The organism is Actinophytocola algeriensis (assembly GCF_014203735.1).
Taxonomy (GTDB): domain Bacteria; phylum Actinomycetota; class Actinomycetes; order Mycobacteriales; family Pseudonocardiaceae; genus Actinophytocola; species Actinophytocola algeriensis.
Genome location: NZ_JACHJQ010000004.1, coordinates 340,739 through 364,720, shown reverse-complemented (window position 1 = coordinate 364,720; position 23,982 = coordinate 340,739). Strand labels below are relative to the sequence as shown.

Sequence of the window (23,982 nt, the reverse complement as noted above, 5' to 3'; positions counted from 1 at the left end):
CGATGATCGACCAGTCAGCCGTCAAGGCGGCGCTCCGTGCCCAGCACATCGAGACGCCCTCGTGGGCGTACGGCAACTCCGGTACCCGCTTCAAGGTGTTCGCGCAGGAGGGGGTGCCGCGCGACGCGTACGAGAAGGTCGACGACGCGGCCACCGTGCACCGGTTCACCGGCGTCGCGCCGACCGTCGCGTTGCACATCCCCTGGGACCGGGTCGACGACTACGGCGACCTCGCCAAGCACGCGAAGGAGCGAGGCGTCGGGCTGGGGGCGATCAACCCGAACGTGTTCCAGGAGGACGACTACCGGCTCGGCAGCGTCTGCAACCCGGACGAGGCGGTGCGGCGCAAGGCGCTCGACCACCTCCTCGAGTGCGTCGAGATCATGAACGTGACCGGGTCGCGGGACCTGTCGCTGTGGTTCGCCGACGGGACCAACTACCCCGGCCAGGACTCGATCCGCGCCCGGCAGGAGCGCCTGTCCGACGCACTGTCCACTGTGAACGACCGGCTCACCGGCGACCAGCGGATGTTGCTGGAGTACAAGCTGTTCGAGCCCGCGTTCTACACGATGGACGTGCCGGACTGGGGCACCAGCTACGCGCACTGCGTCGACCTCGGCGAACGCGCGAAGGTGCTCGTCGACACCGGGCACCACGCGCCGGGCACGAACATCGAGTTCATCGTCTCCTTCCTGTTGCACCGCGACAAGCTCGGCGGGTTCCACTTCAACTCGCGGTTCTACGCCGACGACGACCTGATGGTCGGCGCGGCGGACCCGTACCAGCTGTTCCGGATCATGGTGGAGATCGTGCTGGGCGGCGGGCTCGACGCGAGCGCGGGTGTCGCGTTCATGCTCGACCAGTGCCACAACATCGAACCGAAGATCCCGGCGCTGATCCGGTCGGTCCTGAACGTCCAGGAGGCGACGGCCAAGGCGCTGCTCGTCGACCAGGACGCGCTCCGCGCGGCGCAGCAGACCGGGGACGTGCTGACGGCGAACGCCGCGCTGACCGACGCGTTCGCCACCGACGTGCGGCCGCTGCTCGCCGAGCTGCGCGAGGACATGGGCATCGACCCGGACCCGATCGCCGCGTACCGGCGGTCCGGGCACTTCGAGACGATCCGCGACGCGCGCAAGGGCGGCGCCGCGGCGGGATGGGGAGCATGAGATGAAGCGACTGGGTGTCCTGCTCGCGACCCTGCTGATGGCCGGGTCCACTGTGGTAGCTGCTGAACCGGTCGCGGATCCCGCGGTGCGCTTCCTGCGGGACACCCAGCTCGACCCGGCCGCGCTGTACTTCGTGTCCTACGACGGCCTGGTCAACAACGAGTCGTTCGCACAGGACCCGATCCTCACGCACGGCGCCTTCCAGTACGCGGCCTGGTACACCGCCGACCGGAGCGCGGTCGTGGCCCGCCGCCGCACCGGAAGCACGACGTGGCAGAAGGTCGTGCTCCCCCACAAGCTGTCGGCGAACGACTCGCACAACGTGATCTCGCTGGGCGTCTCGCCCCGCGACGGCCGCCTGCACGTCGCGATGGACACCCACAACACGCCGGTGTTCTACGTGAAGTCGGCCGCGGGGCTCATCGACCGTCCACAGTGGTCGATCAACGACTTCGGCCCGGTCCAGCGCACCCTCGACGGCGTCGACCTCGGTGGCATCAGCTACCCCCGGTTCGTGGTCACGCCCGACCGCAAGCTCCAGCTGAGCTTCCGCACCGGCGGCTCCGGCAACGGCACCCTCGAGCTGGCCGAGTACGACGGGACCTGGCGCAAGCTCGGCAGGTGGACCTCGGCGACCGGGTCGTGGACCGGCCCGAACGGCGTCGTCAGCACCACCCGCAACATGTACCTGCACGGCCTCACGTACGGCCCCGGCGGGCGCCTGCACGCGGCGTTCACCTGGCGCGAGGGCAACGCGGGCGTGCTGTGCAACCCCGGCGGCCTCACCAACCACGACACGGGGTACGTCTACAGCGACGACCAGGGCCGGACCTGGCGCCGCGACAACGGCACGAGCGTCACCACCCCGGTGGCCGTCGACCAGAGCCTCGTCGTCGACCCCCTCGACCCCAACCACGGCCTGATGAACCAGGAGAGCCAGGCCGTCGACTCGGCCGGCACCCCGCACGTGGTCATCAGCTACGTGCCCGGCCGGTTCACCCAGTGCGTCACCAGCTACGCCGCCGACCGGACGCGGTGGGCCCGCACGTTCCACCTGACCAAGAACGCGAACGGCACGTGGACCAAGCACGAGGTGCCGATCCCGCCGAACGCCACGGGTCGTACCCGGATCGTGTTCGACGGAGACGACAACCTGTACCTGGTGATGCCGTACGGTCGGATCGTGGCCGCGTCCAGGGCGAGTGGCTGGACGGACTGGACCGTGCTGTTCGACCGGCCGGGCATGAACGTGTTCGGCGAGGTGAACGTCGACCTCGCCGGCGGTGTGCTTTCCGTGCTGTACCAGCAACGTTCGACCGGCACCACGCCGTCGCCGATCCGTGTCGCGGACTTCCGGATCGGCTGAGGAGGGACAGGAATGACCGAGAAGAGGCGGCCGAGGATCGGCCTCATCGCGGGCGGGCTCGGCGCGTACTGGCCGCAGTTCCCTGATCTCCTGCCGACGCTGCGGGAGTCGTCGCGGTACGTCAGTGAGCGCATCAAGGGCTACGACGCCGAGATCGTCGACGTCGGGTTCATCTCCGACGAGCGGGAAGGCGCCAAGGCGGCCGAGAAGCTGCGGGAGTCGGGCTGCGACCTGATCGTCGGGTTCCTCACCACCTACCTGACCGCGACCATGCTGATGCCGGTGGCGCAGCGCAGTGGCGCGCCGGTGCTGCTGATCAACCTGCAGCCAACCGAGTCCATGGACCACGCCACCTTCGACACCGGGCAGTGGCTCGCCTACTGCGGCGCCTGCCCGCTGCCGGAGATGGCCAACGCGTTCACCCGCGCGGGCATCGACTTCCGCAGCGTGTCCGGCTACCTGCGCGACGAGCGGGCCTGGGCGAGGATCGGCGCGTGGATCCGCGCCGCCGGCGTGCGGAAGGCGCTGCGGCACGGCAGGCACGGGCTCATGGGCCACCTCTACCCCGGCATGTACGACGTGTCGACCGACCTCGCGATGGTCAACGCGCACTTCGGCGGGCACGTCGAGGTGCTGGAGTTCGACGACCTCCGGGTGCGCGTCGAAGGTGTCACCGAGTCCGAAGTGGACGATCGGGTCGCCGAGGCGAGTGAGATCTTCGAGGTGACCGAGTCGGTCGACCAGGAGGACTTCGCCTGGGGCGCCAAGGTGTCCGTCGGCCTGGACCGGCTCGTGGCCGACTTCGACCTCGACAGCATCGCCTACTACCACCGCGGCCTGAACGGCGAGCAGCACGAACGGCTCGGCGCGGGCATGATCCTCGGCGCGAGCATGCTGACCGCGCGTGGCGTGCCCGCGGCCGGTGAGTACGAGCTGCGCACGAGCCTCGCCATGCTGATCATGGACGTGCTCGGCGCGGGCGGGTCGTTCACCGAGTTCCAGGCGCTCGACTTCACCCGAGGGCACGTGGAGATGGGCCACGACGGACCAGCCCACCTGGCGATCTCGGCGAAGAAGCCGCTGCTGCGCGGGCTCGGCGTGTTCCACGGCAAGCGCGGCTGGGGTGTGTCGGTCGAGTTCGACGTGGCCACCGGGCCGGTGACGCTGCTGGGGGTCGGCCAGACCCGCGACGGCCGGTACACGCTGGTCGCGGCCGAGGGCGTGGTCGCCGACGGGCCGCACATGAGGATCGGCAACACGACGAGCCGCGTCGACTTCGGGCGCGACCCCGGCGAGTGGACCGACGACTGGTCCGCGAGCGGTGTCGGCCACCACTGGGCGCTCGGCACCGGGCACCGGGTGGCGGAGCTGAAGGCCGTCGCGAGCCTCCTCGGCGTGGAGCTGATCACGGTAACGTGAGGCCGTGACGCGCCTCATCATCGACACCGACCCCGGCATCGACGACGCGATCGCGTTGTTCGCCGCACTGGCCTCCCCCGAGTTCGACGTGACCGGGCTGACGACCGTGTTCGGCAACGTGACGGTCGAGACGGCGACCCGCAACGCGCTGGCGCTGCTGGACATCGCGGGCCGCGGCGACATCCCGGTCGCGCGAGGTGCCGCCGCACCGCTCGCGATGGACTACCTGGGCGCGATCCCGCACATCCACGGCGAGGACGGGCTGGGCGACGGCGGTGAGCCGGCGACGCCGTCACGTTCGGCGCTGGACGTGAGCGCGGCGGAGTTCCTGTGCCGGGCGGCGCCGGGCGCGACGATCCTCGCGATCGGGCCGCTGACCAACCTCGCGCTGGCGCTGCGGCTGCGGCCCGATCTCGACACGGAAGTCGAGCACGTCGTTGTCATGGGCGGCAACGCCCTCGGCCCCGGCAACGCGACCCCGGCCGCCGAGGCCAACATGATGAACGACCCGGAGGCGGCGGACGTCGTGTTCGGCGCGCGGTGGCCGGTGACGATGGTCGGCCTGGACGTGACGCACCAGGTGGTGCTGCCCGGCGCGGGCATCGACGCGGTGACCGCCGCCGACACGCCGACCGCGCGGCTGCTCGGGCGGGCGATCCCGCTGTACCGCGCGTTCCTGGAGAAGGTCAGCGGGCTGGCGGGCATCTACCTGCACGACCCGAGCGCGGTCGCGTACCTGCTCGACCCTTCGCTCTTCCGCACCGAGCGGTGGCCGGTCCGCGTGGAGACGCAGGGCATCAGCCGCGGCAAGACGTGGCCCAGCATCGGCGGCACCGACGACGCGGCACCCGCGGCGTGGCAGGGCCGACCGTCCGTGAACGTGTGCGTCGGCGTGGACGCGCCGGGGGTGCTCGACCTGCTGACCGCACGGCTTTCCTGATGTACCAGCAGGTCGCGGACGCCGCGTGGCGGTGGGTGCTGTCGCAGGTGCGGTGGGATGGCGAGCTGTCGATCCCCGAGTCGCCGGGCGTGGCGGTGAACCCGGACTACCGCGACGGCATGCACTCCGGTGTCGGCGGGCTGGCGTACGTGCTGGCCGAGATCCGGCTGTCGCGGCCGTGGACCGGCGAGGAGGAACAGCTGGCGGCGGGCATCGCGGCGCAGGTGAGCGCCGGGATACCGGCCGCCACCGACTACAACTTCTTCGACGGCCTGGCCAGTGCGATCGGCGTGCTGACCGCGTTGGGCGCGGACCCGGCACCGGCGGTGGCCCGGCTGCTCGCCATCGCGGAGCCGGACGGGTGGCCGCAGACGGCGTTCGAGCCGCCGCGGTTCGTGCCGGGCACGCGGGTGACCGATGTCGTGCTGGGCACGGCGGGGATCCTGCTGGCCGCCGTGTGGACCGACGCGCGGGAACTGGGTACGGCGGCGGCGGACCTGCTGCTCGCCGAGGCGGAAGAGGTGCCGACCGGACTCGACTGGGCGTTCGTGCCCTCGCGCTTCCGCACCGACGAGGTGGTGCGGATGCCGAACTTCTCGCACGGCGTCGCGGGGATCGCGTCGGCGCTCGCGGTGGCCGGTCTGCGGTTCTCCCGGCCCGACCTGGTGCGGGCGGCCACGCGCGGCGCGGCGCACCTGCTGTCACTCGGTGACGGATACGTGGTGCCGCAACGGATCCCGGCCGACGAGCAGGCGGTCGCGCACGGCTGGTGCCACGGCGGGTCGGGCACGTCGCTGCTGTACCTGGCGCTGGACCGGGCCGGGGTGGCGTCGGTCGCGGGCGAGGCGCCGCTGGAGTGGCACCGGCGTGCGCTGGAGGGTGTGCGGAACTCGGGTCTGCCGGCGCGGCTGCGGCCCGGGTTCTGGGACAACGACGGGCGGTGCTGCGGGACCGCGGGTGTCGGGGACATCTTCCTCGACTCGTGGTGCCGCGGCGGTGACCCATCGGACCTGGAGTTCGCGGTACGGCTGGCGGACGCGCTGGTGGCGCGGGCCGGCACAGACGGGCCGCACGCGTACTGGCGGTTCGTGGAGCACCGGAACGACGAGCCGCTGCTGCCGCCGGGCATCGGCTGGATGCAGGGGGCGGCCGGGATCGCGGCGTTCCTGTTCCGGGTGGAGCGTGCGCTGCGGGGGTCTACGGAGCCGGTGCCGCGGCTGGACTCGTGGTGGGCGCTGCCGTGAGGTGGGCGGACACGCGGGCCCGCAGCAGGTCGTACTCCTCGCGACAGCGCTTCGGCGGCCCGGATGGCCGCTGGACCACCTGGGCGCCGACGACGTCCTCGTCCTGGCGGAACTGGCCGCGGGTGAGGTCGACCTCGAGCCCGGTGCCGAACCGGTTCCAGTAGTGGCTTCCGGTCCGCTCCCCCGCGACCCGGACCTCGCCGAGCACCAGCTCGCCGCCGAACATGTCGTGCAGCACCAGCGCGGTCACCCCGCACTGGCCCCGCGCGGGGTTGCCGGGATGCCAGTCGGCCCGGTCGGCGGGGTCGCACGTGTCGGCGCCCCAGCTCGCCCGCACGGCCTGCTCCACGTCGACGAGGGTCCACATGCCGATCATTGTGCCGGGGCTCAGGTGCGCAGGTTGGCCAGCCCGCGCAACACGCGTCGCATCAGGTCGATGTCGGGGCGCGCGTCGGGCGTGGACTCGTTGTGGTGGACGGTGACCAGGCCCAGTCCGGCCATGTCGTCGAGGAGGACCCGGACCACGCCGATCGGCAGGTGGAGCAGGGCGCCGATCTCCGCGACCGACCTCGTCTGCCTGCACAGCCGGGCCACCGACTGGTGTTCGACGCGCATGCTGGTGAACAGTTCCTCCGCGCGCGGGGCGGTCACGATGAGCGTCTCGATCTCCAGCCTGCCGCTCGACCTCGTGCGGCCCGCGGTCCACGCGTAGGCCCGGACGCTCGCGGCGTTCTCCTCGACCGGGTCCGGCTCGTCGGCGGGTGCGTCGGGTTGCGCGGCCACCGGTTCCGGGGCCGGGCGGGTCTCGTTGGCGCGCTTGCGGTGACGGCCCATGGTGAGGCCGTTGAGCACGTCGGCGAAGGTCGACTCGGGTCTGTCAGCACCGCTCATTGACAGCTCCTCGCGCGGGACTCAGCCCGCGGCCAAAGCGGCCCGCAACTGCGGGGTGAGGATCTGGCCGACCTGGTCCACGAGCACCGTCATCTCGTAGGCGACCTGTGCGATGTCGCAGTCCCGTGCCGCGAGCACCGCGAGGCACGAGCCGTCGCGGATCGAGGTCAGCAGCAGGGCGCCACCGTCCATCTCCACGACCGCGCGCACCACCGACTGCGCGCCGAGCAGCTTGGCGGCGCCCAGGTTGAGGCTCACGATGCCTGCCGTGATCGCCGCCAGCTGGTCCGCGCGTTCGCCGGGCAGGCGCACGGACGCGGTCAGCAGCAGCCCGTCGACCGACACCACCACGGCGTGCGCCACCCCGGGGGTGTTGTCGACGAAGTTGTTGACCAGCCACCCGAACTGCCCCACCTGCTGCCGGTCGGCCGACTCGTGCGTGGCGGTCATGACTCCGTCTCCCCTCTGCGGACACCCGACTGGAAACCGTTCAGGAACCCGCGTGCCCGTGCGGCGTCGCGCTTCGCGCTCCCGGTCGGCTGTGGTGGCTGCTGCCGTGCGGGCGGCACGAGCAGCTGCCCCTTCGGCACCCGTTTCGGCAAGCCGTTCGGCCCGGCCTCGGTGACCGGCGCGACCGCGGGCGACGCGGCCGCCCGCACCCGGCCTTCGCTGTCCAGCCAGGTGAACCCTGGCTCCGGCCGCGGGTCGCTCGCGGTGAACAGGATCGACGCCGGCGTGCTCGCCGACGGCAGGTCCGGCAGCGTCACCGAGATCCCCGCCGACTCGAGCCTGCCCGCCACGTCTCCGGTCGACACGACCGCGCTCGCCGCCCCGACCGACACCAGCGCCGGCTCGCCGGGCGGGTCGCCCGCACCGACCAGCCCCGCCGGGACCAGCACCGACGCGCACAGACCACCTTCGGCCCGCACGGACAGCCGCACCCGGATGTCGTGCCGCGCGGTCAGACTGCCGACCACGAACAGGCCCATCTGCCGCGAGACCGGCACGTCCACCCCGCCCCCGCCCGCCACGCGGTGGTTGGCCTCGCGCAGTTCCGCCTCGCCCATGCCGACGCCGTCGTCGAGCACGTCGATCATCACCGAGCCGTCGCCGCGCCGCCTGCTCTCCACCGCGACCACCGAGTCCGGCGGGGAGAACGCGGTCGCGTTCTCGATCAGCTCGGACACCGACCGGATCAGGTCACCGGCCGCGTAGCCGGTGACGCGCAGGTCCGGCGCGGACCGCACGATCGCCCGCTCGTAGTGCTCCACCTCGGAGATCGCCGCGCGCAGCACGTCCGGCAGTGGCACCGGCTCGGTGAACCGCCGCAGCAGGCCGGTGCCCGACAGCACCATCAGGTTCTCGTTGTTGCGGCGCATCCGGGTCGCCAGGTGGTCGATCTTGAACAGGTTCGCCAGCTGGTCCGGGTCGTCGGTCTTCTGCTCCAGCTGTTCCATCAGCCGCAGCTGCCGCTCGACCAGGCCCTGGCTGCGGCGGGACAGGTTGGTGAAGATGTTGGCGAGGTTGCTGCGCAGGCCCGCTTCCTCGGCCGCCGACCGGATCGCCTGTTCCTGCACCGCGTCGAACGCACGCGCGAGCTGGCCGAACTCCTCGGTGGTGCGCACCGGCACCGGGTCGATCGCGACCTTCGCCGTCTCCCCGGCGCGGATGCTCGCCACCGCGGCGGGCAGCCGGTCGTGCGCGACGTCGAGTGCGGCGCGGCGCAGCAGCCCGAGCGAACGCAGCAGGTAGCGGCCGAGACCGCCGCCGATGCCCGCGGCGAGCAGCACCATCAACAGCAGCAGCACCGACTCCAGCCCCGCGCGGTCGCTGACGGTCTCGGACAGGTCGTTCGAGCCCGCCCGCAGGTCGGCCGCGGCCAGCTGCGTGACCTCGCTCAGCTGGCTGGTCGTGGTGTCGGAGACGGAGTTCCACTGGTCGGCCGTGAACCGGGCCTGCGCCGGGCCCATCGAGCGGGCGGCATCCACCATCTGCTGCCGCGCGGTCGCGTCCTGGCCGGTCACGGTCGTGTCGTAGCGCTCGCGCAGCGCGGGCGGCGCCACGGAACGGAAGTCGCCGAGCTGGTCCTCGAGCCGCACCCCCGCCTCGATCATCAGCTGCCGCCCGGCGTCCGAGAACCCGCTGTCGCGCAACGCGAGGCTGCCGATCGCCTGCTGCAGCGCGACCTGCTCGCGCACGGCCTGCAGCTCGCCGAGCGCGAGCGACGTGTTGGTCAGGTTCCGGTCGGGGAAGCTGCCGACGAGCGAGCGGTCGAACTCGAGCACGGCGCCGGTGACCGCGTTGTAGCCGCTGAGGATGACCAGGCCGTCGCCGCCCGCCGCGCGCTGCCCGCGTGCCGCCAGCAGTGCGCCCATCCCGCGGAACAGCTCGTTGTAGTCCGAGTTGCCCGCGATCCTGGCCTGGTCTCCGGAGGTGTCGCCGATGATCCCGGTGATGTCGGCGATCGCCGTGTCGGTCGCGGCCATCGCCTTCTGCAGATCGGTGCCCGCGCCGACGGCCTCGTTCCGTTCGTGCTGGAGGGCCGACAGCACGCGCACCACCTGTTCGCGCACCTCGGCGACGCGTTCGATGCTCGAGTAGGAGTCGGCCAGCTCCACGTCGGCGCGTACCCGCAGGACACCGAGCACGAGGGCGCCGACGACCGGCACGACGAGCACCACGCCGAGCTTGACCAGCAACGGCCAGTTCCGCCACTGCACAGCGGCGGTCCACCACGTGGTGCCGCTCGGCGCAGGAGGCGTCGCGTGGGGCGAGCTCACGGGTGCACCTCTCCCCCAGGGAAATTCGGGTATCCGGGTCAACTTAGGGAAACCGTGACGCATTGTTCAAGCACCGATTACGCCACCAACCGAGCACACTCTGTTGTGTAAGCGCTGCCAGGCGACCATTTTCGGTCCAGCGAAATTTTCGGAAACTTTCAAACCACAGGGCCTTGACCCGGTGGTTACGCTTTCGATCGCCGCCTCCCCGGGCGCCTCGCCATGCCGCGAAAGGGAATCCCATGACCCACGCATCGTCGTTCACGCGTGCGCCGGAACCGGGAGATTATGTCGCGTTCGAACCGGTGGACAACGATTTCCCGGCCACCGCGCACCCCGCGGCACCACCCGGACCGCCGGACTTCGCCGCCATTCGCGAGCACCCGGACTTCGTCCTCGTCCGCCGCCGGCTCACCCGGTTCGTGTTCCCGGTGAGCGGGTTGTTCCTGGCGTGGTACCTGACCTACGTGCTGCTGGCCGCGTACGCGCCCGGTTTCATGGCGCACCGGGTCACCGGGTCTGTCACGATCGGACTGCTGCTGGGACTTTCCCAGTTCGTCACCACCGTCGCGATCATGCTCTGGTACGCGCGTTTCACCAGGAAGAACATCGATCCGAAGATCGCGGAACTGCGTGCCGCGGCGGGGGAAAACCGATCATGACCGGCGAGTCAACGCTCAACATCACGATATTCCTGATCATCGTCGCGGTGACCCTGTTCGTGGTGTACCGCGTCAGCAGCAGGAACACCTCGACGGCCGACTACTACGCCGCGGGCGGCGGGTTCACCGGCCTCCAGAACGGGATCGCGCTGTCCGGCGACTACCTTTCCGCCGCGTCATTTCTCGGCATCGCGGGCGCCATCGCGGTGCATGGTTATGACGGATTCCTGTATTCGATCGGATTTCTCGTCGCGTGGCTGATCCCGCTGCTGTTGATCGCGGAGCGGTTCCGCAACGTCGGCCGGTTCACCATGGGCGACGTGGTCAGCTTCCGCATGCGGCAGCGGCCCGTGCGGGCGGCCGCCGCCAACGCGACGCTCGTGATCTCCGCGTTCTACCTGCTCGCGCAGATGGCGGGTGCGGGCGTGCTGGTGGCGCTGCTGCTGGACGTGCACTCCAGCGGCGGCCAGGCGCTGGTCATCACCGGTGTCGGCGCGATCATGATCTTCTACGTGCTGGTCGGCGGCATGAAGGGCACCACGTGGGTGCAGATCATCAAGGCCGGCCTGCTGCTGTTCTGCGTGCTGATGCTGTCCGTGTTCCTGCTCGGCAAGTTCGGGTACAGCCTCACGAACCTGCTCGACCGGGCCGCGGCCAACAACGCGCTCGGCGACGCCGTGACGCGACCCGGTGCGCTGTACGGGGAGTCGGGGACGAGCAAGCTCGACTTCGTGTCCCTGTCGATCGCGCTGGTGCTCGGCGCGGGTGCGCTGCCGCACGTGCTGATGCGGTTCTACACCGTGCCGAACGCCTACCAGGCCCGCAGGTCCGTGCTGTCGGCGACGTGGGCGATGGTGCTGTTCTACCTGTGCACGCTGGTCATCGGCTACGGCGCGAGCGCGATCGTCGGGTCGCGGGAGATCCTCGCCGCGCCGGGCAAGGAGAACGCGGCGGTGCCGCTGCTGGCGTTCGAGGTCGGCGGGCCGGTGCTGCTCGCGGTCGTCGCCGCGGTCGCGTTCACCACGATCCTCGCGGTCGTGGCCGGGCTGACGCTGACCGCGTCCGCGTCGTTCGCGCACGACGTGTACGCCAACGTGATCAAGCACGGTCGCCCGGAGCCGGGCGCCGAGGTGCGGGTCGCGCGGATCACCGCGGTCGTCATCGGCTGCCTGTCGATCGTGGGCGGCTACCTCGCGATCGGGCAGAACGTGGCGGCGCTGGTGGCGCTGGCGTTCGCGATCGCCGCGTCCGCGAACCTGCCGACGATCCTGTACACGTTGTTCTGGCGGCGGTTCAACACGACCGGCTCGCTGTTCTCGATCTACGGCGGACTGGGGTCGTGCCTGCTGCTGATCGTGTTCTCGCCGGTGTTCTCCGGCGGCCCGAACTCGATCATCAAGGGCGTGGACTTCCACCTGTTCCCGCTGAGCAACCCGGGTCTCGTGTCGATCCCGCTGTCGTTCCTGCTGGGCTACCTCGGGACGGTGCTGAGCCGCGACCGCGCCGATGCCGAGCGCTCCGACGAACTCGAGGTCCGCTCGGTCACCGGCATCGGCGCGGGCACGGTCAGGTGAGAGGCTCGTCCGGGCGGCGCGCGACGCCGCGCGGCAGCAAGCCGCCCAGGGCGAGCAGGACCACCAGCGGCGGGCCGTAGAAGAGCAACGCCGTCACCGTGTCATTGGGCCGGAACGCGTCGATCGTCGCCAACAGCGCCTCGATCATCGTCGTCATGACCGGCACCAGCAGCACCAGCGCGGCCCGGCGACCGGCCCGCGACCCGGCCCCGGCCGCCACCACCGCGCCGACGACCAGCACGACCAAGCACGCCGCCTCGGCGACGGTCTCGCGGTAGCCGAGGACCCCGATCGCCACGGCCACCACGACCGCCGCGCCCAGCACCAGGACCGGCGCCCGTCCCGCCAGTTCACGTCCGCGCACGGGCCCCGGCGACAGGGTCAGCGCGACGGCCGTCAGTGCGCCCAGCAGCACCCACCCGGAGTCCGCGTAGGCCCACGACCACGACCGTTCGGACACCGTGGCGACCAGGACGAGGCCGATCGTGCCTGCCCACGCGCCGACCGCGGCGGCGACCCGCTGCCGGCACACGACGAGCACGGCCACCGCCAGCCAGACGACCCACATCGGCGCGTCCGGGGTCTGCTGCCACACGGGCATGCCGCCCAACGCGCCTGCCTGCACCCACCACGCCAGCTCGTGCAGGCTTTCCGTGGCACCGGCCAGGACCGCGATCGGGCCGAGCAGGCTCACGATCGCCAGCACGTCACGCGGCTCGACGCCGCCGGCCACCATGCGGCGCAGGTGCAGCCGGAACGCGCCCCACACCAGGTCGGCGACGTCCTTCCAGCCGGGGCGGGTCCGGTCCCCGCCGGCGGCCACCAGCACGTCGATCATCTCCTCGCCGTGCTGTTCCCGGTGGTCACGGGGGTAGAGGGCGAGAAGCCGCCGGTACCGCCGCTCGAGTTCGCTCACGCTGTCCCTCCGATAGGCCGCGCGCGCAGACGTTGTTCCGCCGCGCGGGTGTTCGCCCGCATTCGTTCCACTTCGGTCGCGAGCCTGGCCGCCCCCAGGTCGGTCAGGCGGTAGTAGCGACGGAGCCTGCCGTCCACGACCTCTTCCCGGTCGATCGCCACCCACCCGTCGGACGACATCCGGTCCAGTGCCGTGTAGAGGGTGCCCGCCCGCAGCCTGACGCGGCCGCTGGAGATCTCCTCGACGTCGCGCAGGATCCCGTAACCGTGCTGCGGCCGGGCGGCGAGCGCCGTGAGTATCAGGAAGGTCGGTTCTCGTAGAGTGTCCGTCACACGAACGGTATATACCGATGATCGACATATATGCAAGCCGGCGTCGTACTTTCGGTCGATCTCCTCAGCGGCGTTCTGCTCGTACGATGAGCCGGTGCACGAGCTCCTTCGCTCGGTGTGGCGGGAGCCGCGGCCCGCTCCCCCACCGCCGCGTGTCCGGTGGGACTGGGCGCTGGTGGCTGTGCTGGCGACCGTCGCGGTGCTCGAAGGGGTGCTCCGGCCGGGACTCGAGTGGCGGGTGCTGTCCGTCGTCATCTGTGCCGGGCTCGTGTTCACCCTGCCGTGGCGGCGTTCCCGGCCGTTGCTGGTCGTCACGATCGCGTTCGGGGTGTGCGGGGTGTCGCCGCTGCTCGTCGGTGGGCCGTTCCCGAACCAGAACGTGCTGGTCTACCTGGTGTTGCTGCCGTTCTCCCTGTTCCGCTGGGGATCCGGGCGCGAGGCCGCGACCGGGGCGGCGATCATCTTCGCCAAGCTCGGCCTCGACGCGGCGCTCGGGTTCCTCCCGCTCGGGGACGCGTTCGCGGGCGTCTTCATCGTGACCGCGGCGATGGCGCTCGGCGCGGCGCTGCGCTACCGGTCCCGCGCCCGCGGCCGCGAGCTGGACCAGGTGAAGCTCCTCGAACGTGCCCGGCTCGCCCGCGACCTGCACGACACCGTCGCCCACCACGTGTCGGCGATGGCGATCCGCGCGCAGGCGGGCATCGCGACCGCGGCGACGAACCCGGCCGCGGCGGTCGACGCGCTGCGGGTCATCGACGCCGAGGCGGCCCGCGCGCTCGACGAGATGCGTGGCATGGTCCGCCTCCTGCGCACCCAGGAACCCGCCGACCTCTCCCCCGGCCCCCGCGTCACCGACCTCACCCGCCTCAAGCCACCGGTCGACGTGACGCTCACCGGTGACGTCGACAGCCTCCCGTCCCCGGTGAGCGCCGCGATCTACCGCCTCGCGCAGGAAGCGGTCACCAACGCGCAGCGCCACGCCCGGCACGCGACCCGCATCGAGGTGCGGGTCGAGGCGGACGACCACGCCGTGCGCCTGTCCGTCCGCGACGACGGCGACCCACCAGGGCGGCCGGACGGGTCCACCGGGTTCGGACTCGTCGGCATGGCAGAACGGGCCGAACTCCTCGGCGGCACCTGCGAGGCGGGCCCGGCGCCGGACCGGGGCTGGGCGGTGACGGCCGTCCTGCCTAGAGTGGCGCCGTGAGCATCAGGGTCGTGGTCGCCGACGACCAGGAGATCGTCCGCACCGGGCTCGGCATGATCCTCGACGCGCAGCCGGACATCGAGGTCGTCGGCGAGGCGGGCGACGGGGCACGAGCGGTGGAGATGGCGCGGCGGCTGCGGCCGGACGTGTGCCTGTTCGACATCCGGATGCCGGAGCTGGACGGCATCGAGGCCACCCGGCGCCTCGCGGGCCCGGACGTCACCGACCCCATGGCCGTCGTCGTGATCACCACGTTCGACCTCGACGAGTACGTCTACGCCGCGCTGCGGGCGGGCGCGCGCGGTTTCCTGCTGAAGAACGCGGGCGCCGAGATGCTGTCGCAGGCGGTCCACGCCGCCGCGAACGGCGACGCGCTCATCGCGCCCAGTGTCACCGCGCGGCTGCTCGCGGCCTTCGCCGAGACCGGGCCGTCGGCGAAACCGGCCCAGCCGATCGACCCGCTCACCGACCGCGAGGAGCAGATCCTCGCCGCCGTCGCGCGCGGCCGCACCAACAACGAGATCGCCGACGAGTTCTACATCACCCTGTCCACGGTCAAGTCGCACCTCACGAGCCTCATGACCAAGCTCGGCGCCCGCAACCGCGTCGAGATCGCGATGTGGGCGTACGAGACGGGCCGCGTCCGCAGGTAGCCGAAAGTACGACGCCACAACGGAACCAACGCCCGATGAGTCCGGGCCCGCCACGCGCGACGATCGTGGCATGACGACACTCACCCGGACGCGGTGGCGGGTACCGGCCGCGTTGCTGGCACTCAGCGCGGTCCCGGTCCTGGCCGGCGCGTTCCGGGTCACCCAGCTGAGCACGGGCGCGGCGGTCACGCCGGAGAACGCCCGGTTCTTCGCCGACCCGGTGCCGGTGGTGCTGCACATCGTCGGCGCGAGCCTGTTCTGCGTGCTCGGCGCGTTCCAGTTCCCCCGGGGCCCACGCCACCGCGTGCTGGGGCGGCTGATCGTCCCGTGTGGACTGGTCGCGGCGCTGTCCGGCATGTGGATGGCGGTGGTCTACCCGCTCCCCGCGCACGACGGCGACCTGCTCATGGTGCTGCGGCTCGTGTTCGGCTCCGCGATGGCCGCCGCGCTGGTACTCGGTGTCGCGGCCGTGCGCAGGCGCGACTTCGGCACCCACCGCGGCTGGATGATCCGCGGCTACGCGATCGGCCAGGGCGGCGGCACGCAGGCCGTGCTCTTCGGGTTCTGGACGGCGGCCGAGGGTGACCCGGACGTGACGACCAGGGCGCTGCTCCTGGGTGCCGGCTGGGTGCTCAACCTCGTCGTCGCGGAATGGCTCATTCGCAGGAAGGACTACCGATGAAGGCGATCGCGCAGGACAGCTACGGCGGCCCGGAGGCACTGGAGTTCCGGGACGTCCCCACCCCGGTGGCGGGTGACGACGAGGTGCTCGTCGAGGTGCGCGCCGCGGCGCTGAACGCGTGGGACTGGCACATGATGCGCGGCGACCCGTACTTCGCGCGGCTGATGACGGGCGCGCCGAGACGGCCGAAGAGGACGGTCCGCGGTCGCGACCTCGCCGGCGTGGTGGCCGCCGTCGGCGGGAACGTCACCGAGTTCCGGCCGGGCGACGAGGTGTACGGCGACCTCGGGGCCGAGGAGGGCGCGTTCGCCGAGTACGCGTCCGTCCCGGGTGGACAGCTGGCGCGCAAGCCGGCGAACCTGACGTTCGAGCAGGCGGCCGCGGTGCCGCTGGCCGCGAACACCGCGCTCATGGGCCTGCGGGACGCGGCAGGAGTTCAGGCAGGGCAACGGGTTCTGGTCAACGGCGCGTCCGGCGGCGTCGGCACGTTCGCCGTGCAGCTCGCGAAGTCGTTCGGCGCGCACGTGACCGGCGTGTGCCGCACCCGCAACGCCGGCCTGGTACGGGAGCTGGGCGCGGACGAGGTGGTCGACTACACCCGCGACGACTTCACCACGCGGCGGTACGACGTGGTGCTCGACCTCGTCGGCAACCGGTCGCTGACCGAGCTGCGGCGCGCGGCGGGCCCGCGCGGCGTGGTGGTCCTGTCCGGCGGCGGCGTGTACCGGGGCGGCAGCGTCCTCGGGCCGGTCGGGCTGATCATGCGGGGGCAGCTGCTGCGCCCGTTCGTGCGGCAGCGGCTGGTGGTGCTGGGCGAGAAGCCCAGCACACGCAACCTCGACACGCTCCGCGAGCTGATCGAGGCGGGTTCGGTCACCCCGGTGATCGACCGGACCTACCCGCTGCCCGAGGCGGCGGCCGCGATCCGGTACCTGGAGGAGGAACACGCCCGCGCGAAGGTCGTCCTCACGAGGTGAGCGTCACCCGGCGATCCGTTCGACCCTGGGCTCGGCCAGCGCGAGGTAGTCGCTGGTGGCGAGCGCGACGGAACGGTCGAGCCGGGCCGCGTTGAAGTACAGCTCCTGGTGCGCGGTGAGCTCCGGGTCGACGATCAGCTCGAGGTCGGGGTGCCAGGCGAACGGCAGGATCGTGCCGCTGACCGAACCGGCGAGGCGCTCGGCCACCTCCAGGGACGCGAAGCCCGCGTAGGTCCCGCCGAGCAGGGCCTTGAGCCCGGCGAGGTCGACCCGCCGGTCGCCGGGCACCACGGCCAGCACGTGCCGGGTGACCTTCTTGCCCAGCTTGACCATGATGATCACGCACTTCGCCGCCTGCGCCACCGGGTGGCCGCGCATGGCGCTGACCAACTCCGTGCGGCCTTCCGGTGCGTGGTCGATGAGGCGGTAGGTCGCGTTCTTGGTGTCGAGCAGCGCCACGAGCCGTTCGTACGCGTCGGCCATGCGTTCGTCTCCTACAGGTCGGCGAGGTCTTGGACGGCCTCGGCGATGCGCCGCTCGTTCCTGCGGTAGAACACCCACTGCTTGATGCGCGTGCCCTCGACGAGTCCCGCCGCGGCGAGCACCTTGAGGTGCTCGCCCGCACTGGGCTGGCTCATCCCCAGCTTCTCCGCGATGAACAGCGCACACACGCCGTCCCGCTCGAGATCGCCGTCCACCTGCGGAGGGAAGTGCCGTGCCGGCTCCTTCAGCCATTCCAGGATCTGGAGCCGTCGTTCGCTGGCCAGCGCCTTGAGCACGTCCACCCGCATCACTCAGGCATTTTGCTAATTAGCTAAGTCCCTTGTCAAGTGCCAGAACTCCCTCATCCACTCGGGTGCCACCGGGGAGTCCTCACCCACCTGCGTGAACAGGATCGCGGCCGTGCCGGTGGCGAAGTCGACGTGTGCGGACGTGCCGGTGCCGCCGACCCAGCCGTACCGGGTGCCGTTGACCGAGCCGCCCATGCCCCAGCCGTCACCCTCGAGGAACAGGGCGCCGATCTCGCGGTGGGCGGGGGTGGTGTGGTCGGTGGTCATCAGCCGCACCGCGGCGCGGGACAGGACCGGTGCGCCGCCGGCGAGCAGCATGCGGCCGAACGCGAGCCAGTCGTCGACGGTGCCCACGAGACCACCGGACCCCAGCGGGAACGCGGGTTCGGTGGCCCACTGGCCGTCCTGGGCGTCCGCCAGGGTCAGCCCGGCCGGGGTCTTCTTGTAGAAGCCGGTGAAGCGGTCGCGTTTCGCGGCGGGTACCGAGAAGCCGCTGTCGGTCATGCCCAGCGGGGTGAAGACGCGCTCGGTGAGGAAGTCCGGCAGCGAGGTGCCCGCGGCGCGGGCGACGAGCACGCCCTGGATCGCCGAACACGTGTCGTACAGCCACGACTCACCCGGCTGGTACAGCAGCGGCACCGTCGCCAGCGCCGCCACCCACTCGTCGGCGGGCGGGAAACGCCGCACCTCGCGGCCGTCCTGCTGCACCGGGAACAGCGCCCGCACCGCGGGCGAGCCGAAGTCGGACGCGAAACCCCAGCCTGCCTGCCCGGTCAGCACGTCGAAGACGGTGATCGGGCGGTTGACCGGCACCACGTCGTCGACCGGGCTCGCCGGGGTGCGGACCACCACCGGCTCGGCCAGCTCCGGCAGCCACCGGCTGATCGGGTCGTCGAGCCCGACCACCCCGTCGTCGACGAGCACGAGCAGCCCGGCCGCCGTGATCGGCTTGGTGACCGACGCGATGCGGAAGATCGACTCCCTGGTCATCGGCGCGGTGCCGTCGAGGGCGACGGACCCGGCTACCGCGACCTCGACCTCGGCGCCCCGCGCCACGACGGCCACCGCGCCCGGCAGCGAGCCGTCACCGACGTACCGGGCCAGCAGTTCCCGCAGTTCGGTCATGGTCGGGTAGACCTGCCGGGAGCGCGGAACTCATCGGTGGCTCGCCACCCGCGACGAACGCGTCGCGCGGGTGCTGCACCGAGGCGAGCGACAGGATGTCCCGCCCGAACAGCCCCTGGGTCAGCCAGATCGCGAGTACCCGGGCCTTGCGTTCCCAGCTGGGCACGGCCAGCACGTGGTAGCCGCGGTGCATGAGCCACGCGAGCAGCCCGGTGATCACGAGGCGGCGGTACTGGAAGATGCCGCGGCCCAGACCGAGCGTCGCGATGGTGCCGAGGCTGTGGTGGACGTACTCCTTCGGCGTCCTGCCGCGCAGCGTGGCGATGATGTTGCGGGCGAGGTGCTTGCCCTGGCGGTACGCGTGCTGCGCGTTCGGCACGGTGCGGTGGCCGGGCACGGCGAGGTCCGGCACGGCGGCGGCGTCACCCGCGGCCCACGCGTCGGGCACGGGCGCGTCGTCGGTGCCGACCCGCAGGTCGGGCCGCACGACGACGAAGCCGCGCTCGTCGACGGGGAGGTCGGTGTGGTTGCCGACGACCGGGTTGGCGCCGTTGCCCGCGGTCCAGACGATCAGGTCCGAGTCGAACTCCTCGCCGGTCGAGAGCACGACGCGCCCGTCGACGGCCGAGGTGACCTGCGTGGCCAGGTGGACGTGGCCGCCGCGCCGCTCCAGCTCACGCACCACCCAGCGCCCGGGGCGCTCGGTGACCTCGGGCAGGATGCGGCCGCTCGCCTCGACGAGGTGGAACCGCAGCTCGTCGCCCGCGATCTCCGGGTAGCGCTTGAGCAGCCCGGTCGCGAGCGACAACAGCTCGCCGAAACCCTCGACGCCGGAGAACCCGCCGCCAACGAACGTGACCGTGAGCAGCTTCTGCCGCCGGGGCCCCGGCGGGAGCGCGGCGGCCCGGTCGAACGCGGTCAGCAGCCGGTCCCGGATCGCGACGGCCTCCTCGACGTGCTTGAGGCCGATCGCCGTCGCACCGATGCCGGGGACGGGGAACTTCCGCGTGACCGCACCGGCGGTGACGACGATGAGGTCGTAGCCCAGCTCGACGGCGGCACCGTCGGCGGGCTTCGCGATGACCACGCGGTGCCGGTGGTCGATGGCGGTCACGGTCGCGGCGATGACGCGGGTGCGCCGCAGGTGCCGCCGCAACGACACGGCCGCGTGCCGGGCCTCGACCGAACCGGCCACGACCTCCGGCAGGAACGGCTGGTAGGTCAGGTACGGCTTGGGGTCGACGACCGTGACCTCGGCCTCGCCACGACGGAGCTTCTTCTCCAGTTTCCAGGCGGTGTAGAAGCCGGCGTAGCCGCCGCCGACTATCAGGATCTTGCGCATGGTGCCCTTCTTTCGGGGTCACCTGGTGGACGGCTCAGCCCGCCCGAACGTGACGGTCCTGGCGCGTGCCGCGCGTCACGCCACGTGGCCGGAAATCGGGTACGCGCGCGTTGCCGTTCCGCCGAAGACCTCGTCCTGTTCCGACGGCGACAGGTCGCTCGTGACGGTGCGGGCCGACCCGTAGACCTGGGCGTAGGTGGCGGCCAGTTCGCAGACCGGCCAGTCGGAGCCGAACATGACCCGGTCCGGGCCGAAGGAGGTCAGGACGTGCGCCGCGTACGGGCGCAGGTCCTCGACTGTCCACTTGGTCCAGTCGGCTTCCGTGACCAGGCCCGACAGTTTGCAGAACACGTTCGGCCTGGCGGCCAGCTCCGTGAGGAACCCCGCCCACGGTGCATAACCACCGGCGGCGATGGCGGGTTTGCCCGCGTGGTCCAGTACCAGCCGCGCGCCCGGGACCGCGTCCGCCAGTGCGATCGCGGCCTGGTGTTGTGGCGGCAGGACGAGGACGTCGAAGGTCAGGCCTGCCTCGGCCACCGCCCGGACGCCGCGCACCACGTCGGGCCGCCTCAGCCAGTCCGGGTCCGCCTCGCCCTGCGCCGGGTGGCGGATGCCGACCAGCGTGTCGCCGCCCGGGGCTTCGCGCAGGGCGGCGATGCGGTCCGCGACGTCCGGGGTCGTCAGGTCGAGCCAGCCGACCACCCCCGCGATCAACGGTGTGGCCGCGGCCGTGGCCAGGAACTCCTCGGTCTCCTCGACCGTGGGGACCGTCTGCACCAGGATCGTGCGGTCTGCCGGGGTGACCTCGGCGAGATCGTCCACTGTGTACGGACGGCGGATCGCGCCGAGGCCGGCCAGCCAGCCGTAGTCGCGGCGGGTCAGGTCCTCCCACAGGTGGTGGTGGGCGTCGATGATCACCGCAGCAGTCCTTCCTCGGTCAGGGCCTGCCACAGGCCCGGTGGGATCTCCGCCGCCGCGCGAGCCACGTTCGACTCGACCTGGCGGACCGAGCTGGCGCCCAGCACGACCGCCTCGACCGCGGGGTGCCGCGCGGGCATGGCGATCGCCGCCGCGGGCAGCTCAACGCCGTACCGCGCGCACACGTCCGCGATCCGCCGCGCCCGCTCCACCAGCGGAGCCGGGGCCTCCTTGTAGTTGTACGTCGTCCCCGGGGTCGGGGACGCCAGGATGCCGCTGTTGAACACGCCTGCCGCCATCACCCGCACGCCACGTTCCTCGCACAGTGGCAGCAGCTCGTCCAGTGCGGGCTGTTCCAGCAGCGTGTACCGGCCCGCGACCATGATGGTGTCCACATCGGAGCGGCGGACGAACTCGGCCAGCACGCGGTCGAAGTTCATGCCGAGCCCGACGCCGCGCAGCACCCCCTGGTCCCGCAGCTCGATCAACGCCGGGATCGCGCCTGCCAGGGCCTCCTCGACGTGGTCCTCGGCGTCGTGCACGAACGCGATGTCGATCCGGTCGACACCGAGGCGCGCCATGCTGGACTCCAGCGACCGCAGCACCCCGTCGCGGGAGTAGTCGCGGCGCCGCACCAGCGTGGCGGGCACGTCGAAGCCGTCGGTGTCCCGTTCCCCCGCGTACGCCGGGTTCACCTCCAGGAGCCTGCCGACCTTCGTGGACAGCACGTACTCGTCCCGTGGCCGCCCGCGCAGGGAGGAACCCAGCCGCCGCTCCGACAGCCCGAGCCCGTAGTGCGGCGCGGTGTCGTAGTACCGGATGCCCGCGTCCCACGCCGCGTCGACGATCGCGGCAGCGGTCTCGTCGGTCATCGGGCGGTACAGGTTGCCCAGCTGGGCGCAGCCCAGCCCGACAGGCACGGTCACGACAGCTCCCACACGAGTTTCAGGCCGGTGTCGGTGCCCGAGTAGTCGTCCTCGACCTCCAGCAGCTCTGCCATCCGCCGCTGCCACGGCACGTTCGCCGGGTGGTCGCGCAGCGCGTGCCGCATGGCCTGGTAGTCCGCCACCTCGAGCACGTGGAACAGGTCGAGGCCGTCGCGGTAGATGGCCCAGGACGACACGCCCGCGTCGCGCAGCGCGACTTCCAGGTCACGCGGGATGACGGCGTGCACCTTCTCGTACTCCGCCTCCCTGCCCGGCTTGAGCCGGGTGTGCAGTGCTACCCGCATCCGTTCACCTTTCGTGGCACTCTAGAGGAAACATCCGAGGTTTGCAGTGTCCGACGTTCGCTCCGCAAGCTCCGCAAGAGAGGTTCGTATGCCCGTTACCGACGAAGCGATCGACAAGATCAAGGGCATGATCATCTCGGGTGAGCTCGCGCCCGGCGACCGGCTCCCCAAGGAAGCCGACCTGGCCCAGCACCTGGGCCTGTCGCGCAGCTCGCTGCGGGAGGCCGTGAAGGCACTGTGCCTGATCCGCGTGCTCGACGTCCGGCAGGGCGACGGCACGTACGTCACCAGCCTCGAACCGAAGCTGCTGCTCGACGCGATGACGTTCGTCGTGGACTTCCACCGCGACGACACCGTGCTCGACTTCCTCGCCGTGCGGCGCATCCTCGAACCGGCGGCGACCGCGATGGCCGCCACCAACATGACCGAGGAGGACATCGCCGAACTGGCGAAGCTCCTCGAAGGGCTCGAGGAGTCGCCGACCGTCGAGTCGCTCGTCGCGAACGACCTGGAGTTCCACCGCCGCATCGCGCTCGGCACCGGCAACCCCGTGCTGTGCTCGCTGATCGACTCGCTGTCGGGCCCGACGACCCGCGCGCGGATCTGGCGCGGCCTCACCCAGGAAGGCGCGGTCGCGAAGACCCGCGAGCAGCACCGCGCGATCTACGACGCCATCGCCGCCCGCGAGCCGGAGCTGGCCCGCTCGTGGGCGACCGTCCACATCTCCGGCGTCGAGCAGTGGCTGCGCAACGCCCTCGGGGAGCACGGCGAGAACTCCTAGGTCTGCGGCTTCCCGCCGGTGAACCGGGCCAGCATGAGCGAGACCAGGATGATCGCGCCGTACACGGCCTGGATCCAGAACGACGGGACCTGGGCAAGTGTCAGCAGGTTCTCCACGACCGCGAGCAGCAGCACACCGGTGAGCGCGCCGAACATCGTGCCGCGGCCGCCGTCGAGTGAGATGCCGCCGATGACCGCCGCCGCGAAGACCGTGAAGATCATGCCGTCGCCCTGGTTGGCGTTGATCGCGCCGACGTAGCCGGTGAGCACGAGCCCGCCGATCGCGGCGAGCACCCCGGCGACCACGAACACCAGCCCCGAGATGCGGTCCACGTTGATGCCCGCGGCGCGCGCGGCCTCCCGGTTGCCGCCGATCGCGTACAGCGAGCGGCCGACCCGGTGGTAGCGCAGCACGAACCCCGTGACCGCGAACAGGACCAACGCGAGCCACACCGAGATCGGCAGGCCGATGAACGTGGCGGTGGCGAGCGTGAAGAACGCCTCCGGCATGTCGAACAGCGTCTTGCCCTCGGTGGCGCCGACGAGCAGTCCGCGCAGGACGATCAGCATGGCCAGGGTGACGATGAAGGCGTTCAGCTTGAGTTTCACGATGAGGAAGCCGTTGAACGCGCCGATCACCGCGCCGACGAGCAGGATCGTGGCGATCCCGGCCGCGGCGTGCCATTCGGTGCCGAAGCCGGACGGGATCACCAGCAGCGCGCCGATCGCGGGTGCGATGCCCACGGTGGACTCGAGCGACAGGTCGAACTTGCCGGAGATCAGCACGAGCGACTCACCCAGCACGACCAGCGCGAGCGCGGCGGACGCGCCGAGGATGCTGATCAGGTTGCCGGTGGTGAGGAAGCTGTCGTTGACGATCGCGCCGATGATCAGCAGCACCACGAGCGCGGGCACGAGTGCCAGCTCCCGCAACCGCGGCAGCCGTCCCATGCCGCGGAAGGCGCGCTCAGGGCGATCGGTGC

The 23,982-nt window shown here is 71.5% G+C and carries 26 protein-coding genes; 12 read left to right on the top strand and 14 right to left on the bottom strand.

The window, feature by feature from the left end; all coding sequences use genetic code 11:
* Positions 1-2 precede the first annotated feature (2 nt).
* The 5 genes from rhaI to FHR82_RS19540 are packed head-to-tail and all read left to right on the top strand — an operon-like array spanning position 3 to position 6,138.
* A complete protein-coding gene (rhaI, locus tag FHR82_RS19560; RefSeq protein ID WP_184811901.1) occupies positions 3-1,169 on the top strand; it encodes an L-rhamnose isomerase in 1,167 nt (388 codons plus the stop codon).
* Between the two features lies 1 nt (position 1,170).
* Complete coding sequence (locus FHR82_RS19555) at positions 1,171-2,535, top strand: BNR repeat-containing protein (protein ID WP_184811900.1); 1,365 nt, start codon at positions 1,171-1,173, stop codon at positions 2,533-2,535.
* A 12-nt stretch (positions 2,536-2,547) separates the two neighbouring features.
* Positions 2,548-3,954, top strand: coding sequence for an L-fucose/L-arabinose isomerase family protein (locus FHR82_RS19550; protein WP_184811899.1), 1,407 nt, complete (start codon positions 2,548-2,550; stop codon positions 3,952-3,954).
* A gap of 4 nt (positions 3,955-3,958) precedes the next feature.
* On the top strand, positions 3,959-4,894 hold the full coding sequence (locus tag FHR82_RS19545) for a nucleoside hydrolase (RefSeq protein WP_184811898.1): 936 nt from the start codon (positions 3,959-3,961) through the stop codon (positions 4,892-4,894).
* Positions 4,894-6,138: a lanthionine synthetase LanC family protein gene (locus tag FHR82_RS19540; RefSeq protein WP_221464006.1), complete on the top strand. Its 1,245-nt coding sequence runs from the start codon at positions 4,894-4,896 to the stop codon at positions 6,136-6,138. Before FHR82_RS19545 ends, FHR82_RS19540 begins: the two co-directional genes overlap by 1 nt.
* Here FHR82_RS19540 and FHR82_RS19535 read toward each other — a convergent pair.
* From FHR82_RS19535 to FHR82_RS19520, 4 genes are read right to left on the bottom strand one after another with little or no spacing between them, the layout of a single operon-like run.
* A complete protein-coding gene (locus FHR82_RS19535) occupies positions 6,092-6,505 on the bottom strand; it encodes a YunG family protein (RefSeq protein ID WP_225944083.1) in 414 nt (137 codons plus the stop codon). The genes FHR82_RS19540 and FHR82_RS19535 overlap by 47 nt on opposite strands.
* Positions 6,506-6,525: 20 nt before the next feature.
* Positions 6,526-7,029 carry a DUF742 domain-containing protein gene (locus tag FHR82_RS19530; RefSeq protein WP_184811896.1) on the bottom strand — a complete coding sequence of 168 codons (504 nt, stop codon included), beginning with the start codon at positions 7,027-7,029 and terminating at the stop codon, positions 6,526-6,528.
* A gap of 21 nt (positions 7,030-7,050) precedes the next feature.
* Positions 7,051-7,479: a roadblock/LC7 domain-containing protein gene (locus FHR82_RS19525; protein WP_184811895.1), complete on the bottom strand. Its 429-nt coding sequence runs from the start codon at positions 7,477-7,479 to the stop codon at positions 7,051-7,053.
* Positions 7,476-9,809 (bottom strand): sensor histidine kinase, encoded by a 2,334-nt coding sequence (locus FHR82_RS19520; protein WP_184811894.1) that lies wholly within the window; start codon positions 9,807-9,809, stop codon positions 7,476-7,478. Before FHR82_RS19520 ends, FHR82_RS19525 begins: the two co-directional genes overlap by 4 nt.
* Positions 9,810-10,051: 242 nt before the next feature.
* On the opposite strand from FHR82_RS19520, the gene FHR82_RS19515 reads away from it, so the two are divergent.
* Complete coding sequence (locus FHR82_RS19515) at positions 10,052-10,471, top strand: DUF485 domain-containing protein (RefSeq protein WP_184811893.1); 420 nt, start codon at positions 10,052-10,054, stop codon at positions 10,469-10,471.
* A complete protein-coding gene (locus FHR82_RS19510; protein WP_184811892.1) occupies positions 10,468-12,045 on the top strand; it encodes a monocarboxylic acid transporter in 1,578 nt (525 codons plus the stop codon). The genes FHR82_RS19515 and FHR82_RS19510 overlap by 4 nt, the downstream gene beginning before the upstream one ends.
* Here the strand turns inward: FHR82_RS19510 and FHR82_RS19505 are convergent.
* The gene (locus FHR82_RS19505) at positions 12,038-12,961 is read right to left on the bottom strand and encodes a hypothetical protein (protein WP_184811891.1); all 924 of its coding nucleotides are present in this window, start codon (positions 12,959-12,961) and stop codon (positions 12,038-12,040) included. The two genes, FHR82_RS19510 and FHR82_RS19505, sit on opposite strands and share 8 nt — an antisense overlap.
* A complete protein-coding gene (locus tag FHR82_RS19500) occupies positions 12,958-13,293 on the bottom strand; it encodes a PadR family transcriptional regulator (RefSeq protein ID WP_184811890.1) in 336 nt (111 codons plus the stop codon). The genes FHR82_RS19505 and FHR82_RS19500 overlap by 4 nt, the downstream gene beginning before the upstream one ends.
* A 94-nt stretch (positions 13,294-13,387) precedes the next feature.
* On the opposite strand from FHR82_RS19500, the gene FHR82_RS47515 reads away from it, so the two are divergent.
* The 4 genes from FHR82_RS47515 to FHR82_RS19480 all read left to right on the top strand — a co-directional run bounded on the left by FHR82_RS47515 (position 13,388) and on the right by FHR82_RS19480 (position 16,812).
* Positions 13,388-14,500: a sensor histidine kinase gene (locus FHR82_RS47515; RefSeq protein ID WP_184811889.1), complete on the top strand. Its 1,113-nt coding sequence runs from the start codon at positions 13,388-13,390 to the stop codon at positions 14,498-14,500.
* Positions 14,497-15,153 carry a response regulator gene (locus FHR82_RS19490; RefSeq protein ID WP_184811888.1) on the top strand — a complete coding sequence of 219 codons (657 nt, stop codon included), beginning with the start codon at positions 14,497-14,499 and terminating at the stop codon, positions 15,151-15,153. The genes FHR82_RS47515 and FHR82_RS19490 overlap by 4 nt, the downstream gene beginning before the upstream one ends.
* A gap of 70 nt (positions 15,154-15,223) precedes the next feature.
* Positions 15,224-15,835, top strand: coding sequence for a DUF2306 domain-containing protein (locus FHR82_RS19485; protein ID WP_184811887.1), 612 nt, complete (start codon positions 15,224-15,226; stop codon positions 15,833-15,835).
* Positions 15,832-16,812 carry an NAD(P)-dependent alcohol dehydrogenase gene (locus FHR82_RS19480; RefSeq protein ID WP_184811886.1) on the top strand — a complete coding sequence of 327 codons (981 nt, stop codon included), beginning with the start codon at positions 15,832-15,834 and terminating at the stop codon, positions 16,810-16,812. Before FHR82_RS19485 ends, FHR82_RS19480 begins: the two co-directional genes overlap by 4 nt.
* Positions 16,813-16,815: 3 nt before the next feature.
* Here FHR82_RS19480 and FHR82_RS19475 read toward each other — a convergent pair whose 3' ends face one another.
* From FHR82_RS19475 to FHR82_RS19445, 7 genes are all read right to left on the bottom strand, one after another.
* The gene (locus tag FHR82_RS19475) at positions 16,816-17,295 is read right to left on the bottom strand and encodes a YbaK/EbsC family protein (RefSeq protein WP_184811885.1); all 480 of its coding nucleotides are present in this window, start codon (positions 17,293-17,295) and stop codon (positions 16,816-16,818) included.
* Positions 17,296-17,306: 11 nt separating this feature from the next.
* Positions 17,307-17,603, bottom strand: a complete 297-nt coding sequence (locus tag FHR82_RS19470; RefSeq protein ID WP_184812460.1) for an ArsR/SmtB family transcription factor — start codon at positions 17,601-17,603, stop codon at positions 17,307-17,309.
* Between the two features lie 15 nt (positions 17,604-17,618).
* The gene (locus FHR82_RS19465) at positions 17,619-18,728 is read right to left on the bottom strand and encodes a serine hydrolase domain-containing protein (protein WP_184811884.1); all 1,110 of its coding nucleotides are present in this window, start codon (positions 18,726-18,728) and stop codon (positions 17,619-17,621) included.
* Positions 18,688-20,070, bottom strand: a complete 1,383-nt coding sequence (locus FHR82_RS19460) for an NAD(P)/FAD-dependent oxidoreductase (protein WP_184811883.1) — start codon at positions 20,068-20,070, stop codon at positions 18,688-18,690. The genes FHR82_RS19465 and FHR82_RS19460 overlap by 41 nt, the downstream gene beginning before the upstream one ends.
* Before the next feature lie 75 nt (positions 20,071-20,145).
* On the bottom strand, positions 20,146-20,985 hold the full coding sequence (locus tag FHR82_RS19455) for an amidohydrolase family protein (protein ID WP_311771219.1): 840 nt from the start codon (positions 20,983-20,985) through the stop codon (positions 20,146-20,148).
* A complete protein-coding gene (locus FHR82_RS19450) occupies positions 20,985-21,914 on the bottom strand; it encodes an aldo/keto reductase (RefSeq protein ID WP_184811881.1) in 930 nt (309 codons plus the stop codon). The genes FHR82_RS19455 and FHR82_RS19450 overlap by 1 nt, the downstream gene beginning before the upstream one ends.
* Positions 21,911-22,219 carry an L-rhamnose mutarotase gene (locus FHR82_RS19445; protein WP_184811880.1) on the bottom strand — a complete coding sequence of 103 codons (309 nt, stop codon included), beginning with the start codon at positions 22,217-22,219 and terminating at the stop codon, positions 21,911-21,913. Before FHR82_RS19445 ends, FHR82_RS19450 begins: the two co-directional genes overlap by 4 nt.
* Positions 22,220-22,307: 88 nt before the next feature.
* Here FHR82_RS19445 and FHR82_RS19440 point away from each other — a divergent pair, with 88 nt between their 5' ends.
* Positions 22,308-23,000 carry a FadR/GntR family transcriptional regulator gene (locus FHR82_RS19440; protein WP_184811879.1) on the top strand — a complete coding sequence of 231 codons (693 nt, stop codon included), beginning with the start codon at positions 22,308-22,310 and terminating at the stop codon, positions 22,998-23,000.
* Here the strand turns inward: FHR82_RS19440 and FHR82_RS19435 are convergent.
* Positions 22,997-23,950, bottom strand: coding sequence for an ABC transporter permease (locus FHR82_RS19435; protein WP_221464084.1), 954 nt, complete (start codon positions 23,948-23,950; stop codon positions 22,997-22,999). The two genes, FHR82_RS19440 and FHR82_RS19435, sit on opposite strands and share 4 nt — an antisense overlap.
* Between the last annotated feature and the right edge of the window lie 32 nt (positions 23,951-23,982).

What these genes read in the sequence shown, in the direction of transcription:
- FHR82_RS19460 (WP_184811883.1), bottom strand. Translation starts at nt 20,070, where the DNA reads ATGCGCAAGATCCTGATAGTCGGCGGCGGCTACGCCGGCTTCTACACC.
- FHR82_RS19445 (WP_184811880.1), bottom strand. Translation starts at nt 22,219, where the DNA reads ATGCGGGTAGCACTGCACACCCGGCTCAAGCCGGGCAGGGAGGCGGAG.
- FHR82_RS19540 (WP_221464006.1), top strand. Translation starts at nt 4,894, where the DNA reads ATGTACCAGCAGGTCGCGGACGCCGCGTGGCGGTGGGTGCTGTCGCAG.
- FHR82_RS19555 (WP_184811900.1), top strand. Translation starts at nt 1,171, where the DNA reads ATGAAGCGACTGGGTGTCCTGCTCGCGACCCTGCTGATGGCCGGGTCC.
- FHR82_RS19480 (WP_184811886.1), top strand. Translation starts at nt 15,832, where the DNA reads ATGAAGGCGATCGCGCAGGACAGCTACGGCGGCCCGGAGGCACTGGAG.
- FHR82_RS19535 (WP_225944083.1), bottom strand. Translation starts at nt 6,505, where the DNA reads ATGTGGACCCTCGTCGACGTGGAGCAGGCCGTGCGGGCGAGCTGGGGC.
- FHR82_RS19525 (WP_184811895.1), bottom strand. Translation starts at nt 7,479, where the DNA reads ATGACCGCCACGCACGAGTCGGCCGACCGGCAGCAGGTGGGGCAGTTC.
- FHR82_RS19550 (WP_184811899.1), top strand. Translation starts at nt 2,548, where the DNA reads ATGACCGAGAAGAGGCGGCCGAGGATCGGCCTCATCGCGGGCGGGCTC.
- FHR82_RS19470 (WP_184812460.1), bottom strand. Translation starts at nt 17,603, where the DNA reads ATGCGGGTGGACGTGCTCAAGGCGCTGGCCAGCGAACGACGGCTCCAG.
- FHR82_RS19515 (WP_184811893.1), top strand. Translation starts at nt 10,052, where the DNA reads ATGACCCACGCATCGTCGTTCACGCGTGCGCCGGAACCGGGAGATTAT.
- FHR82_RS19435 (WP_221464084.1), bottom strand. Translation starts at nt 23,950, where the DNA reads ATGGGACGGCTGCCGCGGTTGCGGGAGCTGGCACTCGTGCCCGCGCTC.
- FHR82_RS19465 (WP_184811884.1), bottom strand. Translation starts at nt 18,728, where the DNA reads ATGACCGAACTGCGGGAACTGCTGGCCCGGTACGTCGGTGACGGCTCG.
- FHR82_RS19510 (WP_184811892.1), top strand. Translation starts at nt 10,468, where the DNA reads ATGACCGGCGAGTCAACGCTCAACATCACGATATTCCTGATCATCGTC.
- FHR82_RS19485 (WP_184811887.1), top strand. Translation starts at nt 15,224, where the DNA reads ATGACGACACTCACCCGGACGCGGTGGCGGGTACCGGCCGCGTTGCTG.
- FHR82_RS19475 (WP_184811885.1), bottom strand. Translation starts at nt 17,295, where the DNA reads ATGGCCGACGCGTACGAACGGCTCGTGGCGCTGCTCGACACCAAGAAC.
- FHR82_RS19530 (WP_184811896.1), bottom strand. Translation starts at nt 7,029, where the DNA reads ATGAGCGGTGCTGACAGACCCGAGTCGACCTTCGCCGACGTGCTCAAC.
- rhaI (WP_184811901.1), top strand. Translation starts at nt 3, where the DNA reads ATGATCGACCAGTCAGCCGTCAAGGCGGCGCTCCGTGCCCAGCACATC.
- FHR82_RS19440 (WP_184811879.1), top strand. Translation starts at nt 22,308, where the DNA reads ATGCCCGTTACCGACGAAGCGATCGACAAGATCAAGGGCATGATCATC.